Here is a 24,877-nt window from a genome sequence, read left to right on the forward strand (position 1 = left end):
TTGTCGATGTCCGATACGCCCGCATCGTCATCGTCCCTTCCCGGCGAATCGCAGAACTCGTTGCGGCTATCGCGGCCGCTCGTGCGCGGAACCATCGATGCCGAAGGCGAGGCGCGCCTTCGCGAGATGTGGGAGACGCGGCCCGGCTGGCGGGGATGGTTTTCGACAGTCGATCATAAGGAGATCGGCCTTCGCTATCTCGTCACCTCGTTCGTCTTTCTGCTGATCGGCGGGCTCGAAGCGCTCGTGATGAGAATTCAGCTGGCGGGGCCGAACGAGACGCTGCTGACGCCCGAAGCATACAACCAGCTTTTCACGATGCACGGGCTGACGATGATCTTCCTCTATGCGCTGCCTGTGCTCTCGGGGTTCTCGAACTATCTTTGGCCGCTCGTCTTCGGCGCGCGCGACATGGCTTTGCCGAGGCTCAACGCGTTTTCGTATTGGGTCTATGTCTTTGCCGGCATTTTTCTGTATGCGAGCTTTCCGCTCGGACTCGGCGCCGATGCGGGATGGTTCAACTACGTGCCGCTTTCGGGGCTCGCTTACGATGTCGGGCCCAACATCGATGTCTATGCGCTCGGCATGGTCCTGCTCGGCATCTCGACGACCGTCGGTGCGGTGAACTTCATCGTCACGCTGTTGAGAATGCGCGCGGCAGGCATGTCGCTCGATCGGATACCGGTGCTCGTGTGGGGCACGTTGACGATCTCGGGCGCCAATTTGTTCGCCGTGCCTTCCGTCAGCCTCGCATTCTTCATGCTCTGGCTCGATCGCCGCATCGGCACTCATTTCTTCGATGTGACCGCCGGTGGCCACGCGCTGCTCTGGCAGCACATGTTCTGGATCTTCGCGCATCCATGGGTATATGTGGTCGTGCTGCCCGCGATGGGCATCGTCTCCGACGCGCTGCCCGTGTTCTGCCGGCGCCCGCTCGTCGGCTACGGGCCGGTTGCGATTTCCACGGTGGCCACGATGGTGATCGGCTTCGTCGTGTGGATCCACCATATGTTCGCGACAGGACTGCCGCCGCTCGCGCTGTCCTTCTTCGGATCGGCAAGCATGATCATTACGATACCGAGCGCGGTCGCGACGTTCGCCTGGGTGGCGACGATCTGGACCGGCCGGCCCGTGTTTCGTGTCCCGTTCTTCTTCTTCGCCGGTTTCGTGCTGCTTTTCGTGATCGGCGGCGTGTCGGGCGTCATGACGGCGGCCGTTCCGCTCGACTGGCAACTGACCGACACATACTTCGTCGTCGCGCATCTGCATTACGTGCTGATCGGCATCAACGTGTTTCCCGTTGTAGGCGCGATCTACTTCTGGTTCCCGAAGTTCACGGGGCGAATGATGAGCGAGCGGCTCGGGCGCATCGTGTTCTGGCTCATGTTCATCGGCTTCAATCTCGGCTTTTTCCCGATGCATATCGCAGGGCTGCTCGGCATGCCGAGGCGGATCTACACCTACGCGCCGAACATGGGCTGGAACACGGTGAACTTGCTCACCACGATCGGGTCATTCGTTTTCGCCGCGGGCGTGCTGCTCTTTCTCGTCGACGTGTTTTACAGCCGCAAGCACGGGCCGATCGCGGGCAACAACCCCTGGGACGGTCATTCACTCGAATGGGCGACGTCCTCGCCGCCGCCGCCGTACAACTTCGCCGTGCTGCCGATCATCGCAAGCCGCCATCCGCTTTGGGAGGGGCGTATCGAAGGCGAGAGCGAAGACGGACCGCGCTCGCGGATCACCGAGGGCTATCTGCTCGACCGTGGAAGAGAGGCGCTCGGAACGACCGCCCTCGAAGCCGAGCCGTACGTCATTCTGAAGATGCCCGAGGACTCTTACACGCCATTCTTCCTCGCCCTGTTCGGGGCGCTGTTTTTCACCGGTCTCGCCTTTCGTGCCTGGGTCTTTACAGGGCTGATGCTTGCCGCCTGCGCCATATCGCTGATCGTCTGGCTCTGGCCGGAGCGCGCCTTGATCCAGCGCGAGCCGGAACCGGCTTCGGGAGGTTGATCATGGCCAGCGATGCGCAATCGGCCGTCTTGCTCCAGCCCGGCAACACCGTTCCCGTCGGCAGTGCCGGCGAACGGGCAGCCGGCTGGCTCGCTTGCCTCATGCTGATCGTGACCGAAGGATCGCTCTTCGGCTATCTGATCTTTTCGTACTTTTACCTCGCCGTGCAGAACACGCGGCATTGGCCGCCTGAAGGGCTCCCGAAGCTTCCGCTCGGCTCGATCAATACGCTGATTCTTCTATCGAGCAGCGGCTTCGTCTGGCTTTGCGAGCGGTTCGTCAAGCGCGGGCGTGTGCGGTCCGCCGTCATATCGATGATCGTCGCTATCGTGCTCGGCGTCATCTTCGTGGGAATTCAGCTCCACGAGTGGCATGCGCATCCGTACGGCCTCACTTCGAATCTCTACGGCTCGCTGTATTTTACGATCACCGGGTTTCACCTGGCCCACGTGCTCGTGGGCCTCGTCGTGCTGATCTTGCTCTGCACGTGGACCGCACTCGGCTACTTCGAAGCGCATCGTCACGCCGCATTGACGATCGGTGGGCTCTATTGGCACTTCGTCGATGTGGTGTGGCTCTTCATCTTCACGACGATCTACCTGACGCCGTACTGGATCAGATAACGATTTTGCACGCGCAGCGTGCGACAAAAGTGGAAAGACTCATGGAAATGACAAGCAATGCCGAATCGATATCGCCCTGGCGAGTGTTCGTCGCGGTGCTCGCGGCGCCGGCCGCATGGACGATGCAGGTCGCCATCGCTGAAGCGCTCGTCGCGCAAAGCTGCTTTCCCTACGATGCGCCGATGCGAGCCTCGTATGCGGACGCCGCGTTGCGTGCCGTCATCGGCGTAAGCGCGGCCGCACTCCTCGTCGGTATCGCCGGGACCTATTTCTGCTGGCGTTACTGGCGCCTGCTCGCGGCGAAATCGCCGGGCGAGAAGGGCGGCCAGCAGGGTAGCCGCCCGAACGGCGAGACGTTCGTCGCGCGCGTGGGATTCCTGTCGAGCGTCGTATTCCTCTTCGCGCTGGTCGCCACCGACATCGCGACGGGGTTGATTTCCTCGTGCGGCTGACGGTGGACGCGCGGGGGACCGGAGGTTGATCTTGTTTGCACGGTTCGTCTTGTCGGCGCGGCGTCATGCCGGAGCAGCGTTCGTTCTCCTGATCGCATTCGCCGCGCTGGCCGTTTTCTTCATCCGCGTTACGCCGGCGCATTCGCAGCCATCCGGCGCCGGAGGGGATGTCTCCCCAGCGCTGATCGAGCGCGGCGCCTACCTCGCGAAGCTTGGCGATTGCGCCGGATGTCATACGGCGGCGCCGGCGAGGAACGGCGGCAAGAAGACCGATCCGTTCGCGGGCGGACTGCCGATGGGCTCGCCATTCGGAACGATCTGGACGAGCAACATTACGCCCGATCCGATCTACGGCATCGGCCGCTATAGCTATGGCGACTTCGAGCGGGCCGTGCGCGAGGGCGTCGCGCCCGGCGGCAAGCGGCTCTATCCGGCGATGCCTTATCCGTCGTTCGCGAAGATCAGCGACGACGACATGCATGCGCTTTACGCGTATTTCATGCACGGCGTGAAGCCGGTGGCGAGACCAGCCCCCAAGACAGATCTGCCGTTCCCGTTCAACCAGCGCTGGGCGCTCGTGTTCTGGGACGAGTTCTTCGCTTCGCACGAACGGTTCTCGCCGCGCGAGGACCGCGGTGTGCAATGGAATCGCGGCGCTTATCTCGTGCAGGGGCTCGGCCATTGCGGCGCTTGCCATACGCCGCGGGGCCCGGCTTATCAGGAGCGCGGGCTCAGCGACGGCGATCCGCTCTATCTCACGGGCGGCACGCTCGATCATTGGTTTGCGCCGAATCTGACAGGAGACCCCGGCTCGGGGCTCGGCCGGTTCTCGGCGGACGATATCGCCCAATTCCTGAGATACGGTCATGGCGGCGGCCTCGCGGCGTTCGGCAGCATGGTCGAGGTGATCGAGGACAGCGGGCAATACATGAGCGATGCGGACCGCCATGCCATCGCCGCCTATCTCAAGACTTTGCCGCCTCGCGCGAAGAGTGGCCAAGCGAATAGCGATCAAGAGAAGAGCGATCGTACTGTAGACGTCCTGCGCACAGGCGCGATCGAGGTGCCCGGCGCCGGCATCTACAGCGCATTCTGTGCGCGCTGCCACAAGGAAGATGGACGGGGAGAGGCGGGCAAATACCCACGTCTCGCGGGCAACCCGACAGTCATCGCACCCGAAACGACTTCATTGATGCGGCTGCTCATGGAAGGCGGGCGCGCGGCCCAAACCGATGGCGGCCCGAAGCCCGAACGAATGCCGTCGTTCGCCGGCAAGCTCACCGATACGGAAATGGCGCGCGTGCTGACTTTCGTGCGCAGTGCCTGGGGCAACGAGGCGGAGCCGGTCACGCCACGCGAAGTCCGAGTCTTGCGGCACGTCCTGCACAAGTGAACGCCGTGACCTGGTGCACGAAGGACGCTGCGCATCTCGGCACATGCATTTGCGCGGCGACGGATGGATGATGGAGACATCGAATGAAGTCTTTTGCTCGCTTTGCACGAACGGTCGCCGCCGGGGCATTCGCGGCGCTGTGCAGCAGCGCGTTCGCTCAAGGGGTCGTCACCGACGAGTCCGCGCGAAAACCCGGAACCGAGGGCGGGGTAGGCACGGCGGGAGCATCGACGGCGGCCTCGGCAACAACGGCGGTCCCGCCGGCCAGTAGCGGCACCGGCGGGGACACTTCGCGCGAGCGCGCGAAGCGTCCCGGCCCAGGAAGCAACGCCCCCGCGCGCCGCCCCGAAGCAACGAGCGGCGCATCGCCGGGCTGAGGGGGAATCGTTCCTACAAGTTCCTACAGCTTGACGCCGCCCGATTCGGGCGCGTCGGGATCGAGATCCTCCGCAGCTGTGCCGACGCCCCGCTCATACTCGTCGTCGGCGCCGAGGCTGCGCCAATAGGGCTCGCGGCCGTAGTACTCGTGAAGCGACGTGGCCCAGGAGCGGTCCGCCATGGCCGGCCAGTGGTCTCGGTCGAATCCTGGCGCGTTCTTGACGCGTTCGGACGACAGCGCGAGCAAAAAGCACTTGCGCGTCGTGTCGAGCGTCAGTGCGCTCCACGGAATGGCGAGCAGCTTGTCACCGATACCGAGAAAGCCGCCCGACGACATGACGACGTAAGCGATGCGTCCCGTCTGAACGTCGAGCATGATGTCTTTCACCTTGCCCACTTCATCGCCGTCCGTGCTGAGGATCCGGTCGCCGTCCAGCGTACTCGCAGCCATGACGTCGGGGCCGGGCCCTTCCGCCGTTTCGCTGCCTTTACCGACGATGCGTGCGCCCGCCGCGCGCGGGTCAGTAGTGTTTCCGGACATTCTTTGACTACGCATGACTGATCTCCGATTGATGCTGCCTGTTGTTCCGGCAATGGGCGTTCCGATGCGACAGTCGGCGGCTATTCGCTTTTGCCGCCGCCGTCGAGGCCGGAACCTTTGCGCCAGACTTCCTTTCCCTTCTCCGAGAGCTCGCCGCAGCTATGCGTCGGATCCGCCTCGGTCTGGTCGGCGGCCATCCGCCCGCCGGGCTGCTCCAGCGAAGGCAGTTTTTTTTGTTTGCGCGCGGAGACGCGCTCGTCTTGCGATCGACCTGCATGCGGATTCATAGGCACTCCTTCGACATAGACACTCAAGGAGTGTGGCGCATCGGGCGTGCCCACGCGGCCCAGCGGCCCACGCGAGGTCGGCGAGGGCCCGACTCGCGCAACCGTCCGCCGCAGATAGGCGCGCACGTTGCTGGCAATGATGGTGGGGATGAACAGTCCTCGATAGTTCACATTCGTTCATCAGTTCAACGAGGAGATGACGCCATGGGCAGCACATTGGATCCCGACAACGCTCTGCCGGAACCGTCCGACGAGGGTCGCGACACGGGCGCGCTCGGGCCGAGCGACACCTCGGATTCGGGCAGCGACATAGCGGGCGCGAAGCGGCACGATTTCGATCGCGACACCGAACTGGACGAGCATGCTCTCGAGACAGGTGAAAGCGAGCTTTCGAGCGACACGGACAGCAGGGGGACCGGCGAGCGGTCATCGGCCGACGGCGATTCGACCCTGACGGACGATGCCGATATTCGGCCAGACCGGATCGAGACTCCCTATGGGGCGGGGGAGGAGTCCGAACGCGAATACGAAGGGGAACGCGAAGGAAAGATGCCTCCGGATCTAAAGCAGTCCTGACGATCGGTCATTTTTGCGGCGGTGGCGGCTTGGCCGGGGCAGCCCCAGCGAAGGAGGCTGAAGCCGCCGCGGGGCGCGCCGCCTTGACATCGACTGCATCCGGATAAAGCGCGATCAGCACGCGCAAGGTGCCGTTGGTCCAGCCGAACCCGTCCTGCAGCGGATACTCGCCACCGCCCGCCGACACTGCGCTCGAGCGCGTGTCAATGTCGTATTTCTCCACCAGCTTGCCCGTACGGACGTAGTACTCGACGGTGGTCCGGATCCAGCGTGTCGCGATCTCGCGCGCGAGGTCGCTCTCGCCATAGCGACGCAGGCCCGTGACGGCGAGGTATTGCAGCGGAGCCCAGCCGTCGGGCTCGTCCCATTGCTGGCCGGTGCGCGCTTGCGTCGTGGCCATCCCGCCCGGTCTCAGCAGACCGCGCCTGACGGCACTGGCGACCTTGCGCGCCTGATCGCGCGTCGCCACGCCGGCGAACAGCGGATAGACCGTGGCGGCGGTGAGCCGATGAGTGAGCGTGCGCTCGACGAAGTTGTAGTCGCCGAACGCCTGAAGCTTGGGATCCCACAGCACCCGACGGATGGCATCGGCGCGCGAGCGTGCGCGTGTTTGCATATTTTCGGCGTGCGCCGCATCGCCCCTCACGCGGTACGCCTTGGCGAGCGTCGTCTCGAGCCCGTAGAGCAGTGCGTTGAGATCGACCGGAATAAGAGACGTAACGTCGATCGAGGATAGCGTCCGATCGTCGGCGAACCAGCGCGAGCTGAAATCCCATCCCGTTTCTCCGCCCGCGCGCAAGTTGCGCCAAAGGTCGCCCGCGTTTCGCTGCGGTACTCGCTGCGCCGTTGCGACGTCTTCGCGATACGACTCGTCGCGCGGCGTGTCGCGATCGTCCCAGTATCGGTTCAGCAGCGTGCCGTCCGGTAGCCTCACGAGGTGGCGAAACGCGTGCCCAGGCGCGAGCGTATCGGAGCCATCCATCCAATACGTGTATTCGGCTTTCAATTCGGGCAGATAGCGCAGATAAACCTTATCGCCGTCCTCGTTCGCGATGAGGCCGACCATCTGCGCGAAAAAGGGCGGTTGTGAGCGGCTCAGGTAGTAAGTCCGGTTGCCGTTCGGAATGTGGCCGTAGCGATCGATCAGCGTCGCGAAGTCGTCGAGCTCGTCGACGGCGAGATCGTGGCGCCCGCTTTGTTCGAGCCCAAGCATGATGAAATACGAATCCCAGTAGTAGACCTCGTCGAAGCGCCCGCCCGGAACGAGGTAGGGCTTGGGCAGCGGCAGCAGCGACGACCAGCGGCTCACGACGGCGTCGGGCCCGCGCCGTAAAACATTCCACAGCGTATCGATATGCTCGACGACGTTCTGATTGGGATCGGATACATAGTTGCTGTCGGAACGCGGCGGCCCGCTGAAATGACTATCGACGAAGCCCCGTAGATCGAAGCCGGGCTGGCCACGGGATGCTTGGTAGTCCGAAACGATCTGCGGCGGCGGCGCGTTCGGGATCATATCGGCGAAGGTTTTGCTGTCTGGAAAGACGCCGCCGAGTTCGACGGCGCGATAGAGATCGCCATACAGGTCGGATGGCGGCACCGGCTCGACGGGGGAGGGCTCCGCGTGCGGATTGCCTTGCGCGGCCGGCGGGGAACGAACGGCGCTTCGCGGCACGTCGAACGTCTGGATCGGCTCGGCGCCATGACAGACGCCGGCAAGCAGAAAGACGGCGATGGCGAGGCGTCGCGCGACGGAAAGAGACATAGGCAGTCATCCCGATGCGTTGGAAGGGCTGCGGCTCCGAGTCTCCGGGCCGTGGACATCGTTGCCGAGCGCGCACGCGGGCGATGATGCCGTCAGCCTTCGACGCCTGCTGCAAAAACGGTGCCCGAGCCCAAATGCGCGGAGCACTGCAAGAATGGGCCAGAGCAGGGGGCGTAAAAAAGCCGCGCGCTGTCTGATGCGACTCAGGCAGCGCGCGGCGAATTCCGTTCGGCCGCGCCCGATGCGCGACGCACGGGCATGACGAACGGGGGCGGAAAGTTAGGGCCTCGAATTGGTGTGAACGGCCCAGGGCGCGATCGTCCGTGGAGTTCTCGCTGCGCTGTCTCCTCCTACCGCTCCATTTCCAGTTGCGCGGCCGCGGCTCGTCGAACGACGGGCCGCCAGCCGGCTTCGATCACTGCAGATGCTGCCCGCCGTTGATCGCAATGTTGGCTCCGGTGACGAAGCCTGCTTCGTCGGAGCAGAGGTAGGCGATGAGCGCCGCGACTTCCTCGGGTTTGCCGAGCCGTCCGACCGGTATTTCCGGGAGGATCTTCGTTTTGAGCACTTCCTCGGGCACGGCCATGACCATGCGCGTGGCGATGAAGCCGGGCGAGACGGTGTTGACGGTCACGCCCTTGCGTGCGAGCTCGAGCGCCAGCGATTTCGTGAAGCCGTGCATGCCAGCTTTCGCGGCCGCATAGTTCGACTGCCCGAAGCCGCCCTTGGAGCCGATCACGGACGAAATGTTGATGATTCGTCCCCAACCGCGCGCCGTCATGCCTTCGTACCATTGCTTCGTCATGTTGAACACGGAGTCGAGGTTGGTACGCAGCACGGCGTCCCAAGCGCTCTTGTCGAGCTTCTTGAAGCTCGCGTCGCGCGTAATGCCGGCGTTGTTGACCAATATGTCGACCGCCCCGACTTCCTCGCGGATCTGCGCGGCGCAGCGTTCGCACGAAGCATAGTCGGCTACGTCGACAGCGTAGGCGCGGAACTGTTTGCCTTCAGCTTCCATCTTCGACAGCCAGTTGTCCGCATTCGTGTTGCTCGGAGAGTAGGTGACGAGCACCCTATGCCCGGCATCGTTCAGCCGGACGCTGATTGCTTCACCGATTCCACCCATCCCTCCCGTCACGAGGGCGACCTTGCGAGTCATTTCCTTAGTACTCCTATCTATGTGAGCTGAATAGCGTGGGTTTTTTGGGGCATCCGGCGCGGACCGTGAACCCCCCTTCGTCAGCGGATGCGCGAGCAGGCTTCCAGAATGGAATTACCGTTCTGTGTGATGCGTGGGCGCGAAAGGCCACGCTCCGCTCGTTCGAGCGCGACAAGCTCGCGCTCGAGCAACGTGCTGAGTTCGGCACGGTCGGCCTCTATCTGGTCGGGGGCATCCCGAACCAGAATCAACGTTGCGATTTCATGAGGACTCAACATGCTCAACTCCTGATTTCCAAAGGCCTCAGTTGTTTTAATCGAGGTAGTTGCGGGCACAACTACCTGAGCGCAACCCGAGGATCGCGCATCATTTACATAGTCGGAGAAAAGTGGCGACGAAAACCGGCAAATATTCCGTCAAGCTGCCCAACCAATGCATGAGGCCCTCTCGTGTATATGTTACGAATTAGTCGTTTCACGCCCTTCCTCGAAGACATCGGGAAGGAATTTATTGCAGACGATAACCACTCTGCCGATCGGGTGATGGGTAATTGTTTCGGATTCTCGCTTTCCGGCGAGCCATCATTGGCGATTCGACGTTGGCCACATACTAATACCGATGGGCGCGGTTCGCAATACGGAATGACCACGTTTCCATCGCGACCTACTTACGTTATGAGGAATACGATGATTGAAAACGGTTTCCTGGCGCTCGAATCCGGCTCGGGCCGCGGCCCGGTCATTTTCTCGTAACATTGAAGTGCATATTCAAAAGGCTTTATGCCGCGGTTAAAAGAGATCGCGAATCGATTTATACGCTCGTTTGGACAGAAACCCGAAGACGTGCACATCTGAATTGTCCATTCACTCCTGAATCGCACCGGTGCCGGCAATGTCTGCGACCGATGTGTCGCCGGTCCGCCGGTTGCTCCGAGTACCCTGAAGGCGCTCGCGCCGACTTTCACGGAGGACCTTATGCAAGAATCCAACGAGCCGCAGAACCCAGGAGATGAAGGGCCGCCCGATGCGCCAGGAGTTGGCGAAAGCCCATGTCATGTGTGCCGCGGCACGGGAATGGTGGAAGGCCAGCCATGTACCGTATGCGGGGGGACAGGCAGAGTGTTGCAGGGAATAGGCGGCGGTTGAGACTCGAACGCTTTGCATCGCTCGCGACGCGTGCAAAGGGGCGGCTGAGCCGCCCCTTCTTTTATGTGCAAGCGTTGTCGTTGCGACGCCGGCGGCACTCCGGCCAGGCGTCGTTCGGGCTTACACCGGGTCAGTGGGGCAAGTCGTCGCCGAGCGGCGTGTCGCCGAGCGGCGCTCCCGCTTCATCGCCGCCTCTGGTTTGCGCTGCGCCACGCCAGTACGGCGCGCTGCCGTAATAGTCGTGGAGTTCGTTCGCCCATGCCACGTCAGCCATCGCCGGCCAGTGATTCTTATCGAACCCCGGTGCGTTTTTGACCGTGTCGGACGTCACCCCGAGCTGGAAGCATTTGCGATCGGTGTCGAGCGTCAGCGCGTTCCACGGGATGGCGAGCAGTTTGTCGCCGATACCGAGGAAACCGCCTACGGACATGACTGCATATGCGATGCGTCCGGTGTAGACGTCGAGCATGATCTCCTTGATCTTGCCGACCTCATTGCCGTCCGAGCACATGACCTTGTCGCCCTCGAGGGTGCTGGCCGCCATCACATACGGCCCCGGGCCTTCGGCGCCCGCGCTGCCTTTGCCAACGATACGCGTCTCGCCTTTACTGCCGATCGGATCGGGTGTCGTGCTCATGCTGTTCTCCTAACGTTTCCGTGTCTCCGGAGCGGTCTTCGCCCCGCATCCCGCTATTCCATTTGCCCGATCGCCTTCGATACGGCGGCGGGGCTGTCGTAATCCTTGTCGGGCAGGCGATCGATCATATCGACGATATCCTGGTCGGCATGATGGGCGCGCGCGGTCTCGGCAAGGTGCTCGCGCGTCGTCGGGTAGTCGACGCCGGCGAGCGCTTTCTGAATCGCGACGGGCGAGGGGTGCCCCGACCGTCGATGGTCTTGCGAATGAGCCGGGTGTTGGGCCATGGATGCCTCCTTATCGCGCGGCGAACGGCGCTTGGCGCCTCGGGGCGCGGTGTTGTCCGCGCATCGTGCGCGCTCCGCGCGGCCGCTGGGTTGAACACATCGTCATCGGAGCAACGGCCGTTCCAATTCGCGCTCGGCTGCCCTGACGGGTTGTCGCCGCGTCGTTTGCAAAAACTGCTGAGATCGCTGAATGGATTGCCGTTTTCTATCCTTCGGCGGGCGGCCGCGCGCGGGTGCGGGTACGGACGTTGCGCCATTTATCGTTCGTTGTACGCCGACCGGACAGGAGCCCGCATGCGTCCCGATTTTGCCCTCGATCAACTCGCCATCGATACGATTCGCACGCTCTCGATGGACGCGGTTCAAAAGGCCCATTCGGGCCATCCCGGAACGCCGATGGCGCTGGCGCCCGTCATCTATCAGTTGTGGCAGAAGCATCTGCGCTTCGACCCTGAAGAGCCGCTGTGGCCGAATCGCGACCGCTTCGTGCTTTCAGTCGGCCACGCGTCGATGCTGCTCTACGCAACGCTCCATCTCGCGGGGGTGAAAGCGGTCGACGACGAAGGCCGGGCGACGCGAGAGCCCGCTGTGTCGCTCGACGACATCAAGCGCTTTCGCCAACTCGACAGCAAGACGCCCGGACACCCCGAGTACCGTCTCACGACCGGCGTCGAAACGACGACGGGGCCGCTTGGCCAAGGGCTCGGCAACAGCGTCGGGATGGCGATTGCGGCCTGTTGGTACGCCGCGCATTTCAACCGCGACGATGCGGCGCTCTTCGACTATCGCGTCTACGCACTATGCGGCGACGGCGATCTGATGGAGGGCGTATCGCACGAGGCGGGATCGCTCGCGGGGCATCTGCGGTTGGGCAATCTCACGTGGATCTACGACAGCAATCGCATCACGATCGAAGGCCGTACCGATCTCGCCTACAGCGACGACGTCGAGATCCGTTTTCGCGGGTACGGATGGCATACGCTGCACGTCGACGACGCGAACGATACCGCCGCGCTCGATGCCGCGCTGGACGAGGCGAAGGCGGTGCGGGACGCGCCCACGCTCATCGTCGTAAAGAGCGTGATCGCTTGGGGCGCGCCGAACAAGCAGGATACGGCTGCCGCGCACGGCGAGGCGCTCGGCGAGGAGGAAGTGGCGCTTGCGAAGCGAGCGTACGGCTGGCCGGAAGATAAGACGTTCTACGTGCCCGACGAAGTGCCAGGACGGTTTGCCGAGGGAATCGGTGCGCGCGGCGCGCAGGCTCGCCGCGATTGGGAGGCGAAACGTGAGGAGTACGAAGGACGCTACCCCGAACTCGCGCGCGAGCTGGCGCTGATCGAATCGCATACGCTGCCCGAGGGGTGGGATGCGGACATCCCTGTTTTCGAGCCGGACGCGAAGGGTGTTGCCACTCGCGCCTCTTCGGGCAAGGTGCTCAACGGGATCGCGGCACGCGTGCCATGGATCGTCGGCGGAGCGGCGGACCTGGCGCCTTCCACGAAGACGTTGCTCGAATTCGAAGGCGCCGGCAGCTTCGAGCACGACAACCGCGCCGGACGCAATCTGCATTTCGGGGTGCGCGAGCATGCGATGGGCGCCGTCGCCAACGGTCTCGCGCTTTCCAACTTGCGTCCGTTCGCGGCTACCTTTCTCATCTTCAGCGATTACATGAAGCCGCCGATCCGACTGGCAGCCATCATGGAAGTACCCGTCATCTACGTGTTCACGCACGACTCGATCGGTCTCGGCGAGGACGGTCCGACGCACCAGCCCGTCGAGCAGCTCGCGACCTTGCGCGCCGTGCCTGGCCTGACCGTGCTGAGGCCTGCCGACGCGAACGAGGTGATCGAGGCCTGGCGCATTGCATTGAACAACGCGCGCCGTCCGTCCGCCCTCGTCTTGTCGCGCCAGCCGTTGCCCACGCTCGATCGTCAACGTTATGCGGCGGCCGAGGGCGTGCGGCGGGGCGCATATGTCGTGGCCGATCCGGACGACGGCCGGGCCCCGCAAGTGTTGCTGCTCGCCACGGGCAGCGAAGTGGCGATTTGCGTGGAGGTCTATGAGCGATTGAAGGGCGAGGGCATTGGCGCGCGCGTCGTATCGATGCCATCCTGGGACATCTTCGAGCGGCAGGACGACGGCTACAAAGATTCGGTGCTGCCGCCGGAAATCGACGCACGCGTCGCCGTCGAGCAGGCGGCCACGCTCGGCTGGGATCGCTACGTTGGGCGAACGGGCGCAAAAATCGTGATGCACACGTTCGGCGCGTCGGCGCCGATACGCGATTTGCAAGGCAAATTCGGCTTCACGCCCGAGTGTGTCTACGAGGCGGCGAAGCAGCAAATCGCGCGCACTATCGCGACGCGAGGGCTGCCCGGAGGAGATTGATGCGGTGATGGCGCCGCCGCCGCTGCGCGACGGCAGCGGCGATGCGCCGAGCCGCCCGGCGATCCCTGTCAGAAGCCTGGCGGCCAGGCCTTGAGGCTTAGCGGTCGGGCTCGGACGGCGACGATATCGACCCTAGCGTCGACGACATATTGCCGTCTTGATGCGTGGCAAGGTCGCCGAGCGAGATGATGCCGACGAGTTGTTTCGTGTCGTCGACGACAGGCACGCGCCTGATCTGCTGATCGGCCATCTTGTTCTGCACAGCCTCGACGTCGTCGTTCTCGAAGCACCAGGCAACGGGCTTGCTGGCGATTCTATCGACCGGTGAATTGAGATCCATTCCCGCCGACACCGCCCGAACGACGATATCGCGATCAGTAACCATCCCGATCAGCCTCTTCCCGTCGCACACGGGCAGAGCGCCGACGTTCATTTCGTCCATCATGCGCGCGGCCTCGCGCACGGTTTCATTGGGTGCGAGCGTCGCCGCGTTGCGTGTCATGACCTCCGCGACTCTCGTCATGTTGTGCCTCCTTGCTGGTTGAAATACGTGGCGCCCCGGAGCGGAGACCCCGCTCCGGGGCGGCCTCCCGTCACTGGCGATGCTGATAATCGGGCTGATTTTGCGGGTTGTCGTTCGGATTGTTGTAGCCCGGCTGGACGTTCGTGTTGCCGCTGGTGCCCGTTCCGTTCATGTCGCTACGGTTGCCCATCGCGCCGCCGGTCCGGCCCGGGGTGCCGTAACCACCTGTGTTGCCGTTGCCGCGCATCTGGGGCTGGTTCAGCGTATTGCCGCCGGGAGTGGCGCCATAGCCGCCCGTGGCACCCGCACCGCCGCCGGTGCCGTTGCCGCCGGTCGCGCTCGTGCCGCCGCCCGCACCAGTACCGCCCGCGCCGGCGCCGCCGCCCGCGCCGCCGGCCGCCTGCGCGTAAACGCCGGTTGCGCATGCGATCGTCAGTGCCGAAGCAAGCAGAGTCTTCATCGTGGCTTTCATGGGGGTCCTCCTATAAATGGTTGCCTTATGCGCGTTGCATTGATTCCGCACGCATACGAAATTCCGCAAAGGCTGTGCCGCAAACGGCTCTTTGTGCGTCGCTTCGCCCCCGGGTATAGCGATTGCGAAACTTAGTATCATCTTGCCCCGCTCGCGGCCTGCACGCCGGCGCGCCGCCGCGCGGCACGAAAAGGAGCACGCCATGACCGTCGCACTCGATCCCCACCAAGGCCTTATGGAAATCGAACAAGCACTGTCTAAAAGTTTCCCTTTTCCCTCGACGAAGATCACGCATGTCACCGATTCAGAGGACGTCGTAACGATCCAGGTTTCCTGGGTCGCCTCGGCCGCCGATCTCAGCATCCTCGATTCGCGCTGCGCGTTGAACCTCGTGCTCGAGCCCGATGTGCTCGGGCGATACTGCGCGCTCGACGGCGCTTCCAGACTACGCGTGAGAGAGTCGCTGCGAGCAATGGCGGAGGACGCGTGGCGAGAGCGTACGCGCGAGGGCGGGGAAGATCTCGCCGAGTGCAATCTCATGGTGGGCGTGAGCGTTTCCGCCGTCGATACGGCGGCTAAAGGGCTGGCGACGTGAGGTTGGAGCGGCGCGCACGCGCAAGCGTGCAGCGGCGCATCGCGGCGGACCTTTGGCAAGCCGTCTGGCGCTACCGGAAAGAAACGCTGGGCGCGACGGTATTGATGATCGCGTCGAAACTCGCGGGCGTGACAGTACCGCTCGCGCTGCGCTCGATCGTCGACGATCTCGCGCACCCGGCGCCTTATCTGCTGATCCCGATCTTCCTCGTGCTCGCCTACGTTTTGCTGCGCTTTTTCGGCGATGCGCTCGGCGAGGCGCGAGACGTCGTGTTCAGCACCGTTACGCAGCACACGGTCGCCGCGCTCGCGGAACGCACCTTCGCGCGCCTTCATCGACTCGGCGCAAGGTTTCACGCCAAGCGCGAGACCGGCTCAATCGTGCGCGACGTGCAAAAGGGCACCGACGGCATTGGTTATCTGCTCGGCGTCGGGCTCTTCACGATCCTTCCCGCGCTCATTGAAATTGGCACGGTCATCGCCATCATCGCGCTCCATCTGACGATCGAGTTCACCTGGATCATTGGGGCGACGCTCGTTTGCTATGCGATTTACACCGTGGTGTTCACGCGCCGTCGAATGGTCGTCCAGCGAGAGGTCAATCGCCTCGAATCGGCGGCCGACAGCCGGCTCGTGGATAGCATGCTCAATTACGACACCGTCAAGTACTTCGCGGCCGAGGAGATCGAGGCGGAGCGCTATCGCAATGTACTCGCGCATTGGGTCATCGCGCGGCTGCGCAACCAACGCGCGCTGACGACGCTCCATGTCGGGCAGAGCGCAATCGTCTGCTTGGGCATTGCGGCGACGATGCTGCTCGCGGTGCAACACGTCGCGGCGGCGCGCATGAGCGTGGGCGATCTGGTTCTCGTCAATGCGTACATCGTGCAGGTCTGCATGCCGCTCAATACGCTCGGCTTCGTTTTCCGTGAAACCAACGATGCGCTAGTGAACGTCGAGCGCATGTTTTCGGTGCTGGCCGGGGAGCGCTACGGCGAAGCGGGCGGCGGGATCGGGGACGAGGATCGCGACGAGCCGGGCGCGCGCGATCTCGTCGTCGCGGCCGGGGAGATCGTGTTCGAGCACGTCGATTTCGGCTATGACCCGGCGCGGCAAGTGCTGCACGACATCAGCTTTCGCGCATCGGCCGGGCACACGATTGCCGTGGTGGGCGGCAGCGGTTCCGGCAAATCGACGCTGGTGCGGCTTCTCTTTCGTCTCTATGCGCCGTCGCGAGGAACGATATCGATCGACGGCCAGGACCTCCGCCAAGTCACGCGGCGAACACTGCGCGAAGCGATCGGCATCGTGCCGCAGGACACCGTGCTCTTCAACGAGACCATCGCCTACAACATCGGCTACGGACGCGTCCGGGCGACGCGCGCCGACATCGTGCGCGCGGCGCGCGCCGCGCAGCTCGACGCATTCATCGAGCGCTTGCCCGATCACTACGACACGCGCGTAGGCGAGCGCGGCCTGCGCCTGTCGGGCGGCGAGCGCCAACGTATCGCCATTGCCCGCGCCTTCCTGAAAGACCCGCCGATCATCGTATTCGACGAAGCGACTTCGGCGCTCGATACGCGCTCGGAGCGCGCAATCCAGACGGAGTTTCGTCGGCTCGCGCAAGGGCGCACATCGATCGTGATCGCGCATCGTCTGTCGACGGTCGTCGATGCCGACCGCATCCTCGTCATGGAGCACGGGCGCATCGTCGAGCAAGGCACGCACGACGAGCTCATCGCTCGCCCGCATGGCGTCTACGCGCGGATGTGGGCGCTTCAGCGCGAGCAAGGCGAGCTCGAGCATACGCAGCGCAGGCTCGCCGCGCAGCCGCGGACGATCGGGGACCTGGCCTCGGCGATTGCCGCGCGCGTCGCTCGTGTTGCCGCCACGCGTGGTGTCGCGTTTCGCACGAATGTCGCCGATCCGGAACTGCCCGTCACCGGTGAGACGGACGAGATCGAGCGGGTTGTCGCGATGCTCGCTTCGAATGAAATCGAGCATGCGGCCTACGGGCAACGCGTTGAGCTGCGCGCGCAGCGCAGCGAAAACGGCGCCTGGCTCGTCGTGCTCGGCGCGCACGACGAGCCGGCCGAACTGACGGACGAGCAAGCGGCCGCTGCCGAGGCAGTGCTCAGTGCGGCCGGCGGGACGTTCATGCCGTCCCCGGTCGACGGACGCGTCGCCTACGTCGCGGCGCTGCCGCTCGTACCCGTCGTTCCGGTGGGCGCTGCAGCGATGCCGGGCGAGAGAAGGGCTGCCCTGCCCGTCGACGGGTACTCCGCTGCCGCCCGGCCTTCGGCTGCCGCATCGATGCTCGAGGGCATCTCGGTTCTCGCGATCGATGACGATGAGGAGGCGCGCGATGCCCTGGAGGCGGCGCTCGCGTCACATGGGGCGCGCGTGGCGCTCGCCGCGTCGGGCACCGATGCGGTCGATCAACTCGAGCGTACGATGCCGGCGCAGTGGCCGGGCGTCGTGGTCTGCGATATCGCGCTCGGCGAAGAAGACGGCTGCGACGTGCTCGAGCGCATCCGCGCGGTGGCGCGTCGGCGCGCGGTGCCCGCGCTGCCGGCCATCGCGCTGACCGGTCATGCCGATGGCGCGACGCGGGCGCGGACCGAGCGCGCCGGATTCGAGGCGCATCTCGTCAAGCCCGTGCAGATCGATGCGCTCGCCGACCAAATACGCCGATTGGCGGTGCCCGCCTGAGCACCGACGCTCGGCTCAGACCGCGAGCGCCATCCGGCAGCTTGCCGATGCGCGCTCGAGCACCTCGTCCACCCATTGATTGATGCTTTTTCCCGCGGCCGCCGCCGCGATGCCCACGGCCGCATGAACCTCCGGGCGGATGCGCAGCATGAGCTTGCCTGAAGCGGGCTTTTGCGGCGAGCGCCCCGTCCGTGCGCAATCGTCCAGATAGTGATCGACAGCCGTGTGGAACTCGGCGGTCAGCTCGTCGACCGTATCGCCGTGAAAGCTGATGCCGTCGGCGATGCCCAACACGTGCCCGACGAAAATGTTGTCGCGCGGATCGTATTCGATGCGCGCGAGGTATCCCTTGTAACTCATGACATTCATCACGGCTTGACTCCTAATTCGCTGAACCACGTTCGCAGGACCTCGACCTGGTACCGCTTCGCCTCTTTTGAGGGATGCGGCCGGTGCATGTATTTGCACGTGCCCCATAGTTCGAATGCGACGCGCGAACCGGCGCCTTCCCTGGCTTGCCCGCCGAGCGCGACGACAAGCGCCTCGATGTCCCCGAAAACGATGCTGACGGGCGTGGGCCTGGCGAATATCGCACTGAGGGTTTTGACATGCTTGCTGTTCATCGGCACCTGCGATAGCGAAAGATGATATCAAACGAATGCGTTTGATGCTATCGAAAAGTGCAATCAACGGGCAGTCGGCTGTTTGGCTAAAAAAAGTCGGGGCGACAAGGTCGCCCCGGCCGGGGTGGGGGAACGTTGTCCGCGGGTTGCCCGCGCGGCTCAGAGTGAGCGCCGTGCCAGCATCGATCGGATATGACCGATCGCAGCGGCCGGATTCAGCCCTTTCGGGCAGACGTCGGCGCAGTTCATGATCGTTCGGCAGCGAAAGAGCCGATAGGGATCCTCCAGGTTGTCGAGCCTTTCGGCCGTGGCCTGGTCGCGCGAATCGACGATGAACCGATACGCCTGAAGCAGCCCGGCCGGGCCGACGAACTTGTCGGGGTTCCACCAGTACGATGGACACGAGCTCGAGCAACAAGCGCAAAGAATGCACTCATAGAGACCGTCGAGCTGGTCGCGCTCCTCCGGCGTTTGCAGCCGCTCGCGCTCGGGCGGCTGCTCGTCGTTGATGAGGTACGGCTTGATCGAGTGGTACTGGCGAAAGAAGTCCGTCATGTCCACGATGAGATCGCGAACCACCGGCAGACCGGGCAGGGGGCGCAGCACGATGAGCTGCGGGAGCTCCTTCATGTTCGTGAGGCATGCGAGACCGTTCTTGCCGTTGATGTTCATGGCGTCGGAGCCGCAAATGCCTTCGCGGCACGAACGGCGATAGGCGATGCTTTCGTCGAGCGCCTTAATGCGCCCGAGAACGTCCAATAGCATGCGGTCCTCGGGCCGCAACTCGATCTCGTAACGCTGCATATGGGGCCCGGCGTCGCGGTCGGGGTCGTAGCGGAAGATGTCGATCGAACGCGCGTCGCTCATATCTGGGCTCCAACGAGGGTATCGGTTTGCGGATGCGGTTGCGACACGCATTGCCCGTGCCCATCCCGCGCGGCTGCAATGCTCGCATGCTGTGTGCGCAGAGCGGGACTCCCCCTTGCTTGCTTCGCTTCCTGTTTCGAACGCAACTCTGACGGAGAGCGAACATGAAGGCAGTGGTATTTCACGGGCTCGGCGACATTCGCCTCGATACGGTGCCCGATCCGACGATCGAAGCGCCCACCGACGCCGTCGTACGCCTCACCTCGAGCGCGATTTGCGGCACGGATCTGCACATGGTGCGCGGCACGCTCGCGGGCATGAAGCCGGGCACGATCCTCGGTCACGAAGGTGTCGGCATCGTCGAGGCGGTGGGCGCGAAGGTGCGCAATTTTGCAAACGGCGACCGCGTGCTCATACCGTCGACGATTTCGTGCGGTTATTGCGCGTATTGCCGCTCCGGCTACACGGCGCAATGCGACAACGCGAACCCGAACGGGCGGCTCGCGGGCACGGCGTTTTTCGGTGGGCCGGCGCCGAGCGGTCCTTTCAACGGCTTGCAGGCGCAATACGCGCGCACGCCGCTCGCGAACGCGAGCCTTATTCGTTTGCCCGACGAAATCGACGACGACCGCGCGATTCTGATGTCCGATATCTTTCCGACGGGCTGGTTCGGCGCGCAGCTCGCTAACGTGCGCGTCGGCGATACCGTCGCGGTCTTCGGCGCGGGGCCGGTCGGTCAGTTCGCAATTGCCAGCGCGAAGCTGATGGGCGCCGGCCGCATTTTCGCCGTCGACCGGCTCGAATCCCGCCTGGCCATGGCGCGCGTGCAAGGCGCCGACCCGATCGACTTCGATCGCGAAGACCCAGTGGAGGCAATTCGCGAGCTCACTGGCGGTATCGGTGTCGATCGCGTCATCGATGCGGTCGGCGTGGACGCCGAGCGCGCGCAGCGCGGCCCGGCCGTGAACGGTCATGACGGCCAGTCTTTCGACGCCGAGCTCGAGCAAGTTGCACCGCAGCGCGCGTCCGGCGCCGAGAACCAAGACGGCCGATGGAGGCCCGGCAGCGGACCGTCGCAAGCGTTGCAGTGGTCCATCAAAGCCGTTGCGAAGGCCGGCACGATCGGCATCATCGGCGTCTATCCGCCAAGCATGACGAGCTTCCCGATCGGCGAGGCGATGAACCGCAACCTCGATATACGGATGGGAAACTGCAACCATCGCGCGATCACGCCGCACCTCGTCGAACTCGTGCGCAATGGCACGGTCGATCCGATCGGCATCCTCACGCAACGCGAGCCGATCGCCGACGCGATCGAGGCTTACAAGGCCTTCGACGCGCGCGAGCCAGGCTGGATGAAAGTCAAGCTCGAGCCGTGAGGCGGCGCGCCGCGGCCGTCATGGCGCGCGTGCGCGAGCTGTGCGCGGAAATAGCCGGCCGTTGCGGCGAGGCCTTCGTCGAGCGCGGTTCGGGGCTCCCAACCGATCAGCGCGCGGGCGGATGAAATGTCGGGACGGCGATGCCAGGGATCGTCGATCGGCAGCGGCCGGAATGTGATCGGGCTGGCGGAGCCCGTCGCGCGCGCGATGCGCTCTGCGAGTTCGAGCATCGTGATCTCGTGCGGATTGCCGAGATTCACGGGATCGCAGGTGCCGTCCGGCGCATCCATGAGAGCGACGAATCCGTCGATCATGTCGTCGACATAGCAAAGCGAGCGCGTTTGCGAGCCATCGCCGTAGACGGTCAACGGTTCGCCGGACAGCGCCTGAACCATGAAGTTCGAGACGACGCGGCCATCCGCCGGATGCATGCGCGGCCCGTAAGTATTGAAGATCCGCGCGATCCGTATCTCGAGACCGTATTGCCGCCGGTAATCGGCGAAGAGCGTCTCCGCGCAGCGCTTGCCTTCGTCGTAGCATGAGCGCGGGCCGATCGGATTGACGTGGCCCCAGTAGTCTTCCTTTTGCGGATGCACGCGCGCGTCGCCGTAGACTTCGCTCGTCGATGCCTGGAAAATCTTCGCGCGCAGGCGCTTCGCGAGCCCAAGCATGTTGATCGCACCGTGCACACTCGTCTTCGTCGTGCGGACGGGGTCGTACTGGTAATGGACCGGCGACGCGGGGCAGGCGAGGTTGTAGATTTCGTCGACTTCGACATAGAGCGGAAACGTCACGTCGTGCCGCATCAGCTCGAAATTGCTGCGTGGGATCAGGTGCGCGACATTTTCTCGAGTGCCGGTGAAAAAGTTATCGACGCACAGCACGTCGTGACCCGCTTCGACGAGCCGCTCGCACAGATGCGAGCCGAGAAACCCCGCACCGCCCGTCACGAGGATGCGCTTTCGATCGAATTCCCGCATGTTCGTTTCTCCCTTCATCCAGCCGTTTCGTCCAGGACGCGACACCAGTCGTCGACGAAGCGCCCGATCGAAAACCGCTCGAGCGCGGTGCGGCGGGCGCCGGCGCCGAGCCGCCGAGCCTCGGCGGCGTCGCCGATGAGCCCATGCATCGTCGATATGAGCGCGTCGACGTCCGTCGCGATGTATCCGTTCTCGCCGTTTTTGACGACCGTCGCGAGCTCGGTCGTCGCGAGACCCACGATCGGCATGCCGATCGTCATCGCCTCGACGACAGCGAGGCCGAGGCTCGTCCAGCGAATCGGATTGAAGAAGAACCGATAGCGAGCCGTGAAGGCGGCCAGATCGAGGTTGCCGATCTCGCCGAGCCCGCCGGCCTGCTCGGCATTCATTCCGACCAGATCGAGCGGCACTTGCCGGCGGACCGTCTCATAGACGTCGGCGCCGAGGCGCCGGCCTCTGCTTGCAAGGTTGTTGACGACGACGATGCCGCGCTCGAGCTCGCCCGTGTAGCCGACGCCTTCGGGCACGAGAACGCCGTGCTCGATCACGGATGTCGGCGTATCGCCGCAATCCCACATGAGGCGATTGAAATGCGTCACGTGCACGAGGCGCGTTTGCGGATCGTCGACCCAGTGCCGCTCGCAAAACGGATTGCATTGCGGCGGATCGTGTTCGAGATAGATGCGCGGCAGGCGGCGCTGCTCATCCGAAAGCACGGACAGGCGATCGTTTTCCCAATGATCTCTGTGCTGGTACAGGACCAGGTCGAACGAGCGGCCGGCCACCTCTGCCGCGTCGACCTCGTGGACGTTGTCGCCCCAGGGCAGCACGCCCGTCTTTCCCACATGTCCGGCCGGGTTGCCGGGCCGCGTGACGAGCCAGAAGTCGTGCGGCGCCTGCGTGAGGTAGTAGAGGTAATTGCCGTGCACGTGCCAGGTCAAAATGCGCAGGCGCCGATCAGGTCGCATGGCGACCCTCCGTCGCGCGTCGCGCGCCGCGCGAATGCAGAACGCCCGGCGCCGCCGCGCGCGCGCGCGAGTAGCGAGAGAGCTGAGCCAGCGCCGCGTCTACTACCCGCTCGACGCCGACGTTGAGCGCGCACGGATGGCCATACGGGCAATCGCGGAACGAGCACGGCCGACACAGCGGATAGTCCGCCACGATCCGGTGTCGCTCGCGATTGAGCGGGGCCCAGCGGCGCGTGTCGCTGCCCAACGCGACGACGGCGCTCGGGGTGCGCAGCGCCGCCGCGACGTGAGAGATGCCTGTATCGTTGCAGACCACGAGCTGCGCGCGCTCCACGAGCGCCGCAAGTCCGCCGAGCGACGTCGCGCCGGCCAGATGGAGCGCGGGTGCGGCCATCGCGCCGAGCACGGCGCTCGTGATCGGCGTCTCGCTCGAAGTACCCGTGATCGCGATTTGCCATCCCCGCGCGGACAGTGCGTCGGCCACTTCCGCGAAGCGGGCGGGAGGCCAGCGGCGGGACGGCAATTGTGCGCCGGGATGCAGCAGCACGAGCCTTTCGGGCTCGATGCCGTGCCGTGCTTCGAGCGCCGCATACTCGTCGCGATCGCCAGGCCTGAGCGGAAACGTCAGCGCGTCGCTGGACGCTGGCAGGCCGAGCGCACGCACGAGCGCGAGATAGCGCCGGGGCTCCGGCAGCACGTCGGGCCAGAGAATGAAGCGCGGCTGCGGCGCTTCGTGCGGCTGCAGAAATCCCGCGCAGGCGCGGGCGCCGAGCTGCCTGACGATGGCGTTCGCCGGGCCGCCGCTGCCGTGCATCTGAATGGCGAGATCGAAGTGGCGCTCGCGCATCGCCGCGAAAAAGCGAGGCAAGCCTTCGTCCGTCTCGGGCTGCTCGGGAAAGCCGAGCGCGCCGGGAAAGACGGCGAGGTCGTCGACGAGCGGCGCAAATCGCTCGACGAAGCTCACCGCCCACGGCAAGCCGATCAGCGTGATGCGCGCGCGTGGCCACGCGGCTCGCAGCGCTCGCAGCGCGGGCACGGCGCAGAGCATGTCGCCGAGCTGCAGCGCGCGGAACACCGCGATGCGACGAGGCGGCCGTTGGCCGGGCGCGACGGGGGGACTGTCGATCAAAGGAACCATGTCCGATAGTGGATGGCGCCACGGATGCGCCAATAGATGGAAAGAAACGGAATCAGTACCGACGTGACGGCCATCTCGGCGATATGGCGCCAGTCGCGGCTGCGGCCGCGTATGCGCCGCGCGAAGAAGTGCGCGGTCAACGCGAACCAGACGAGCGCACTCGCCGCGGCGATCGGAATCGCGCCGTAGGCCGCGCCGATCGCGGCGACGAGCGCTGCGATTGCCGTCGCGTAGTAGTCGAGCGGCGGCTTGCGCGCGATGCGGTGTTTGTAGAGTCGGCGGTGTTTGTAATAAAGAAGCGCCTCGAAGCGGCTCTTCTTCTGCTGCGACAGACTGATGCCCCAGCGCGCGGGCCTGACCGGATGCGCGACGATCGCGTCGGGCGCGCGCACGATGCGGCCGCCGGCTCGCATCAGCGAGAACTGAAGGTCCGAATCCTCGCGCCAGGCGGACGTGAACCGTTCGTCGAATCCGCCGACCGTATGGAGCGCCGCACGCCTGACGAACGCGTTGGCCGTCGCGAATTCGGCCCGCTCGAGGCCGCTCGCGTCGGCCTCGTAATCGGTGGGCGGGTCCGGAATCGGCACGACGATCGCGCCCGCGGCCGCGGCCGTGTCGTCGTCGATCGCCGCGAGTCCGGCTTCCAGCCACCGCGCATCGGGGATCGTGTCGTCGTCCGTGAAGGCAATGATGGGCGCGTGCGCGTGGTGCCAGCCCGCGTTGCGGGCGGCCGCCGGGCCTTGGGTCGCTTTGATCGCGAGATATCTGATCGTCAGCCCGTGTTGGCGATGCGCATTCGCGAAGCGGTGGACCAAAAGGCGCGTCTCGTCGTCGGGACCGTCGTCGCAGACGATGATCTCGTAACGCTCGGGCGCGAGCGTTTGTGCGGCGAGCGCATTGAGGCAGCGCTCGAGCAACTGCGGCCGTTGCCACGTCGGCACGACGACCGAGACAGCGAGGCTTGCGATCCCGCGCTC

The 24,877-nt window shown here is 64.6% G+C and carries 26 protein-coding genes; 10 read left to right on the top strand and 16 right to left on the bottom strand.

The annotated features are described in order from the left end of the window. Positions 1 to 6 precede the first annotated feature (6 nt). The 5 genes from ctaD to AB4Y31_RS22025 all read left to right on the top strand — a co-directional run bounded on the left by ctaD (position 7) and on the right by AB4Y31_RS22025 (position 4,858). Entirely contained in the window at positions 7 to 2,013 is a 2,007-nt protein-coding gene (ctaD, locus tag AB4Y31_RS22005; RefSeq protein ID WP_368675771.1) for a cytochrome c oxidase subunit I, read from the top strand. Positions 2,014 to 2,015: 2 nt separating this feature from the next. Further along, positions 2,016 to 2,636 carry a heme-copper oxidase subunit III gene (locus AB4Y31_RS22010; RefSeq protein ID WP_368675772.1) on the top strand — a complete coding sequence of 207 codons (621 nt, stop codon included), beginning with the start codon at positions 2,016 to 2,018 and terminating at the stop codon, positions 2,634 to 2,636. Between the two features lie 41 nt (positions 2,637 to 2,677). Next, positions 2,678 to 3,088 carry a hypothetical protein gene (locus AB4Y31_RS22015; RefSeq protein ID WP_368675773.1) on the top strand — a complete coding sequence of 137 codons (411 nt, stop codon included), beginning with the start codon at positions 2,678 to 2,680 and terminating at the stop codon, positions 3,086 to 3,088. A gap of 25 nt (positions 3,089 to 3,113) precedes the next feature. Further along, positions 3,114 to 4,481, top strand: coding sequence for a cytochrome c (locus tag AB4Y31_RS22020; protein WP_368675774.1), 1,368 nt, complete (start codon positions 3,114 to 3,116; stop codon positions 4,479 to 4,481). Positions 4,482 to 4,564: 83 nt separating this feature from the next. Next, positions 4,565 to 4,858: a hypothetical protein gene (locus AB4Y31_RS22025; protein WP_368675775.1), complete on the top strand. Its 294-nt coding sequence runs from the start codon at positions 4,565 to 4,567 to the stop codon at positions 4,856 to 4,858. A gap of 23 nt (positions 4,859 to 4,881) precedes the next feature. Here the strand turns inward: AB4Y31_RS22025 and AB4Y31_RS22030 are convergent, their stop codons facing one another. Then, entirely contained in the window at positions 4,882 to 5,400 is a 519-nt protein-coding gene (locus AB4Y31_RS22030; protein WP_368675948.1) for a PRC-barrel domain-containing protein, read from the bottom strand. An 80-nt stretch (positions 5,401 to 5,480) separates the two neighbouring features. Then, positions 5,481 to 5,687 carry a hypothetical protein gene (locus AB4Y31_RS22035; protein ID WP_018443940.1) on the bottom strand — a complete coding sequence of 69 codons (207 nt, stop codon included), beginning with the start codon at positions 5,685 to 5,687 and terminating at the stop codon, positions 5,481 to 5,483. A gap of 204 nt (positions 5,688 to 5,891) precedes the next feature. Between AB4Y31_RS22035 and AB4Y31_RS22040 the strand changes: the two genes are divergently transcribed. Then, positions 5,892 to 6,263, top strand: coding sequence for a chemotaxis protein (locus AB4Y31_RS22040; RefSeq protein WP_368675776.1), 372 nt, complete (start codon positions 5,892 to 5,894; stop codon positions 6,261 to 6,263). A gap of 7 nt (positions 6,264 to 6,270) precedes the next feature. Here AB4Y31_RS22040 and treF read toward each other — a convergent pair whose 3' ends face one another. The 5 genes from treF to AB4Y31_RS22065 form a co-directional block, all read right to left on the bottom strand. After that, entirely contained in the window at positions 6,271 to 8,028 is a 1,758-nt protein-coding gene (gene treF, locus AB4Y31_RS22045) for an alpha,alpha-trehalase TreF (protein WP_368675777.1), read from the bottom strand. 415 nt (positions 8,029 to 8,443) lie between these two features. After that, entirely contained in the window at positions 8,444 to 9,187 is a 744-nt protein-coding gene (gene phbB, locus AB4Y31_RS22050; RefSeq protein WP_368675778.1) for an acetoacetyl-CoA reductase, read from the bottom strand. A gap of 80 nt (positions 9,188 to 9,267) precedes the next feature. Beyond that, positions 9,268 to 9,465: a hypothetical protein gene (locus AB4Y31_RS22055; protein ID WP_368675779.1), complete on the bottom strand. Its 198-nt coding sequence runs from the start codon at positions 9,463 to 9,465 to the stop codon at positions 9,268 to 9,270. Between the two features lie 997 nt (positions 9,466 to 10,462). Next, positions 10,463 to 10,969, bottom strand: coding sequence for a PRC-barrel domain-containing protein (locus tag AB4Y31_RS22060; protein WP_368675780.1), 507 nt, complete (start codon positions 10,967 to 10,969; stop codon positions 10,463 to 10,465). 53 nt (positions 10,970 to 11,022) lie between these two features. Further along, a complete protein-coding gene (locus tag AB4Y31_RS22065; protein ID WP_018443946.1) occupies positions 11,023 to 11,256 on the bottom strand; it encodes a DUF2795 domain-containing protein in 234 nt (77 codons plus the stop codon). A gap of 294 nt (positions 11,257 to 11,550) precedes the next feature. Between AB4Y31_RS22065 and tkt the strand changes: the two genes are divergently transcribed. Continuing rightward, the gene (tkt, locus tag AB4Y31_RS22070; protein WP_368675781.1) at positions 11,551 to 13,644 is read left to right on the top strand and encodes a transketolase; all 2,094 of its coding nucleotides are present in this window, start codon (positions 11,551 to 11,553) and stop codon (positions 13,642 to 13,644) included. A gap of 97 nt (positions 13,645 to 13,741) precedes the next feature. Here tkt and AB4Y31_RS22075 read toward each other — a convergent pair whose 3' ends face one another. Further along, positions 13,742 to 14,167, bottom strand: a complete 426-nt coding sequence (locus tag AB4Y31_RS22075) for a CBS domain-containing protein (protein ID WP_368675782.1) — start codon at positions 14,165 to 14,167, stop codon at positions 13,742 to 13,744. 70 nt (positions 14,168 to 14,237) lie between these two features. Continuing rightward, positions 14,238 to 14,639: a hypothetical protein gene (locus AB4Y31_RS22080; protein WP_368675783.1), complete on the bottom strand. Its 402-nt coding sequence runs from the start codon at positions 14,637 to 14,639 to the stop codon at positions 14,238 to 14,240. A gap of 202 nt (positions 14,640 to 14,841) precedes the next feature. On the opposite strand from AB4Y31_RS22080, the gene AB4Y31_RS22085 reads away from it, so the two are divergent. Both AB4Y31_RS22085 and AB4Y31_RS22090 read left to right on the top strand, forming a co-directional pair. Beyond that, complete coding sequence (locus AB4Y31_RS22085) at positions 14,842 to 15,234, top strand: DUF3022 domain-containing protein (protein WP_368675784.1); 393 nt, start codon at positions 14,842 to 14,844, stop codon at positions 15,232 to 15,234. Positions 15,235 to 15,260: 26 nt separating this feature from the next. Then, positions 15,261 to 17,945 carry an ATP-binding cassette domain-containing protein gene (locus tag AB4Y31_RS22090; protein WP_368675785.1) on the top strand — a complete coding sequence of 895 codons (2,685 nt, stop codon included), beginning with the start codon at positions 15,261 to 15,263 and terminating at the stop codon, positions 17,943 to 17,945. Between the two features lie 15 nt (positions 17,946 to 17,960). Here the strand turns inward: AB4Y31_RS22090 and AB4Y31_RS22095 are convergent, their stop codons facing one another. The 3 genes from AB4Y31_RS22095 to AB4Y31_RS22105 all read right to left on the bottom strand — a co-directional run bounded on the left by AB4Y31_RS22095 (position 17,961) and on the right by AB4Y31_RS22105 (position 19,435). Beyond that, positions 17,961 to 18,317 (bottom strand): type II toxin-antitoxin system HicB family antitoxin, encoded by a 357-nt coding sequence (locus tag AB4Y31_RS22095; protein ID WP_107148855.1) that lies wholly within the window; start codon positions 18,315 to 18,317, stop codon positions 17,961 to 17,963. Further along, positions 18,314 to 18,568 carry a type II toxin-antitoxin system HicA family toxin gene (locus tag AB4Y31_RS22100; protein WP_368675786.1) on the bottom strand — a complete coding sequence of 85 codons (255 nt, stop codon included), beginning with the start codon at positions 18,566 to 18,568 and terminating at the stop codon, positions 18,314 to 18,316. The genes AB4Y31_RS22095 and AB4Y31_RS22100 overlap by 4 nt, the downstream gene beginning before the upstream one ends. 159 nt (positions 18,569 to 18,727) lie before the next feature. Beyond that, on the bottom strand, positions 18,728 to 19,435 hold the full coding sequence (locus AB4Y31_RS22105) for a succinate dehydrogenase/fumarate reductase iron-sulfur subunit (protein ID WP_368675787.1): 708 nt from the start codon (positions 19,433 to 19,435) through the stop codon (positions 18,728 to 18,730). A 164-nt stretch (positions 19,436 to 19,599) separates the two neighbouring features. Between AB4Y31_RS22105 and AB4Y31_RS22110 the strand changes: the two genes are divergently transcribed. Then, on the top strand, positions 19,600 to 20,814 hold the full coding sequence (locus tag AB4Y31_RS22110; RefSeq protein ID WP_368675788.1) for a zinc-dependent alcohol dehydrogenase: 1,215 nt from the start codon (positions 19,600 to 19,602) through the stop codon (positions 20,812 to 20,814). Here AB4Y31_RS22110 and AB4Y31_RS22115 read toward each other — a convergent pair. The 4 genes from AB4Y31_RS22115 to AB4Y31_RS22130 form a co-directional block, all read right to left on the bottom strand. Further along, on the bottom strand, positions 20,757 to 21,794 hold the full coding sequence (locus AB4Y31_RS22115; RefSeq protein WP_051090142.1) for a UDP-glucuronic acid decarboxylase family protein: 1,038 nt from the start codon (positions 21,792 to 21,794) through the stop codon (positions 20,757 to 20,759). The genes AB4Y31_RS22110 and AB4Y31_RS22115 overlap by 58 nt on opposite strands. Before the next feature lie 14 nt (positions 21,795 to 21,808). Continuing rightward, a complete protein-coding gene (locus tag AB4Y31_RS22120; protein ID WP_368675789.1) occupies positions 21,809 to 22,762 on the bottom strand; it encodes a glycosyltransferase in 954 nt (317 codons plus the stop codon). Beyond that, positions 22,752 to 23,810: a glycosyltransferase family 9 protein gene (locus tag AB4Y31_RS22125; protein ID WP_368675949.1), complete on the bottom strand. Its 1,059-nt coding sequence runs from the start codon at positions 23,808 to 23,810 to the stop codon at positions 22,752 to 22,754. The genes AB4Y31_RS22120 and AB4Y31_RS22125 overlap by 11 nt, the downstream gene beginning before the upstream one ends. Before the next feature lie 77 nt (positions 23,811 to 23,887). Next, positions 23,888 to 24,868 (bottom strand): glycosyltransferase family 2 protein, encoded by a 981-nt coding sequence (locus AB4Y31_RS22130; protein WP_368675950.1) that lies wholly within the window; start codon positions 24,866 to 24,868, stop codon positions 23,888 to 23,890. Between the last annotated feature and the right edge of the window lie 9 nt (positions 24,869 to 24,877).

The organism is Trinickia sp. EG282A (assembly GCF_040965455.1).
Lineage (GTDB): Bacteria > Pseudomonadota > Gammaproteobacteria > Burkholderiales > Burkholderiaceae > Trinickia > Trinickia symbiotica.

What these genes read in the sequence shown, in the direction of transcription:
- ctaD (WP_368675771.1), top strand. Translation starts at nt 7, where the DNA reads ATGTCCGATACGCCCGCATCGTCATCGTCCCTTCCCGGCGAATCGCAG.
- AB4Y31_RS22010 (WP_368675772.1), top strand. Translation starts at nt 2,016, where the DNA reads ATGGCCAGCGATGCGCAATCGGCCGTCTTGCTCCAGCCCGGCAACACC.
- AB4Y31_RS22015 (WP_368675773.1), top strand. Translation starts at nt 2,678, where the DNA reads ATGGAAATGACAAGCAATGCCGAATCGATATCGCCCTGGCGAGTGTTC.
- AB4Y31_RS22025 (WP_368675775.1), top strand. Translation starts at nt 4,565, where the DNA reads ATGAAGTCTTTTGCTCGCTTTGCACGAACGGTCGCCGCCGGGGCATTC.
- AB4Y31_RS22030 (WP_368675948.1), bottom strand. Translation starts at nt 5,400, where the DNA reads ATGTCCGGAAACACTACTGACCCGCGCGCGGCGGGCGCACGCATCGTC.
- AB4Y31_RS22035 (WP_018443940.1), bottom strand. Translation starts at nt 5,687, where the DNA reads ATGAATCCGCATGCAGGTCGATCGCAAGACGAGCGCGTCTCCGCGCGC.
- AB4Y31_RS22040 (WP_368675776.1), top strand. Translation starts at nt 5,892, where the DNA reads ATGGGCAGCACATTGGATCCCGACAACGCTCTGCCGGAACCGTCCGAC.
- treF (WP_368675777.1), bottom strand. Translation starts at nt 8,028, where the DNA reads ATGTCTCTTTCCGTCGCGCGACGCCTCGCCATCGCCGTCTTTCTGCTT.
- phbB (WP_368675778.1), bottom strand. Translation starts at nt 9,187, where the DNA reads ATGACTCGCAAGGTCGCCCTCGTGACGGGAGGGATGGGTGGAATCGGT.
- AB4Y31_RS22055 (WP_368675779.1), bottom strand. Translation starts at nt 9,465, where the DNA reads ATGTTGAGTCCTCATGAAATCGCAACGTTGATTCTGGTTCGGGATGCC.
- AB4Y31_RS22060 (WP_368675780.1), bottom strand. Translation starts at nt 10,969, where the DNA reads ATGAGCACGACACCCGATCCGATCGGCAGTAAAGGCGAGACGCGTATC.
- AB4Y31_RS22065 (WP_018443946.1), bottom strand. Translation starts at nt 11,256, where the DNA reads ATGGCCCAACACCCGGCTCATTCGCAAGACCATCGACGGTCGGGGCAC.
- tkt (WP_368675781.1), top strand. Translation starts at nt 11,551, where the DNA reads ATGCGTCCCGATTTTGCCCTCGATCAACTCGCCATCGATACGATTCGC.
- AB4Y31_RS22075 (WP_368675782.1), bottom strand. Translation starts at nt 14,167, where the DNA reads ATGACGAGAGTCGCGGAGGTCATGACACGCAACGCGGCGACGCTCGCA.
- AB4Y31_RS22080 (WP_368675783.1), bottom strand. Translation starts at nt 14,639, where the DNA reads ATGAAAGCCACGATGAAGACTCTGCTTGCTTCGGCACTGACGATCGCA.
- AB4Y31_RS22085 (WP_368675784.1), top strand. Translation starts at nt 14,842, where the DNA reads ATGACCGTCGCACTCGATCCCCACCAAGGCCTTATGGAAATCGAACAA.
- AB4Y31_RS22100 (WP_368675786.1), bottom strand. Translation starts at nt 18,568, where the DNA reads ATGAACAGCAAGCATGTCAAAACCCTCAGTGCGATATTCGCCAGGCCC.
- AB4Y31_RS22105 (WP_368675787.1), bottom strand. Translation starts at nt 19,435, where the DNA reads ATGAGCGACGCGCGTTCGATCGACATCTTCCGCTACGACCCCGACCGC.
- AB4Y31_RS22110 (WP_368675788.1), top strand. Translation starts at nt 19,600, where the DNA reads ATGAAGGCAGTGGTATTTCACGGGCTCGGCGACATTCGCCTCGATACG.
- AB4Y31_RS22115 (WP_051090142.1), bottom strand. Translation starts at nt 21,794, where the DNA reads ATGCGGGAATTCGATCGAAAGCGCATCCTCGTGACGGGCGGTGCGGGG.
- AB4Y31_RS22120 (WP_368675789.1), bottom strand. Translation starts at nt 22,762, where the DNA reads ATGCGACCTGATCGGCGCCTGCGCATTTTGACCTGGCACGTGCACGGC.
- AB4Y31_RS22125 (WP_368675949.1), bottom strand. Translation starts at nt 23,810, where the DNA reads ATGCTCTGCGCCGTGCCCGCGCTGCGAGCGCTGCGAGCCGCGTGGCCA.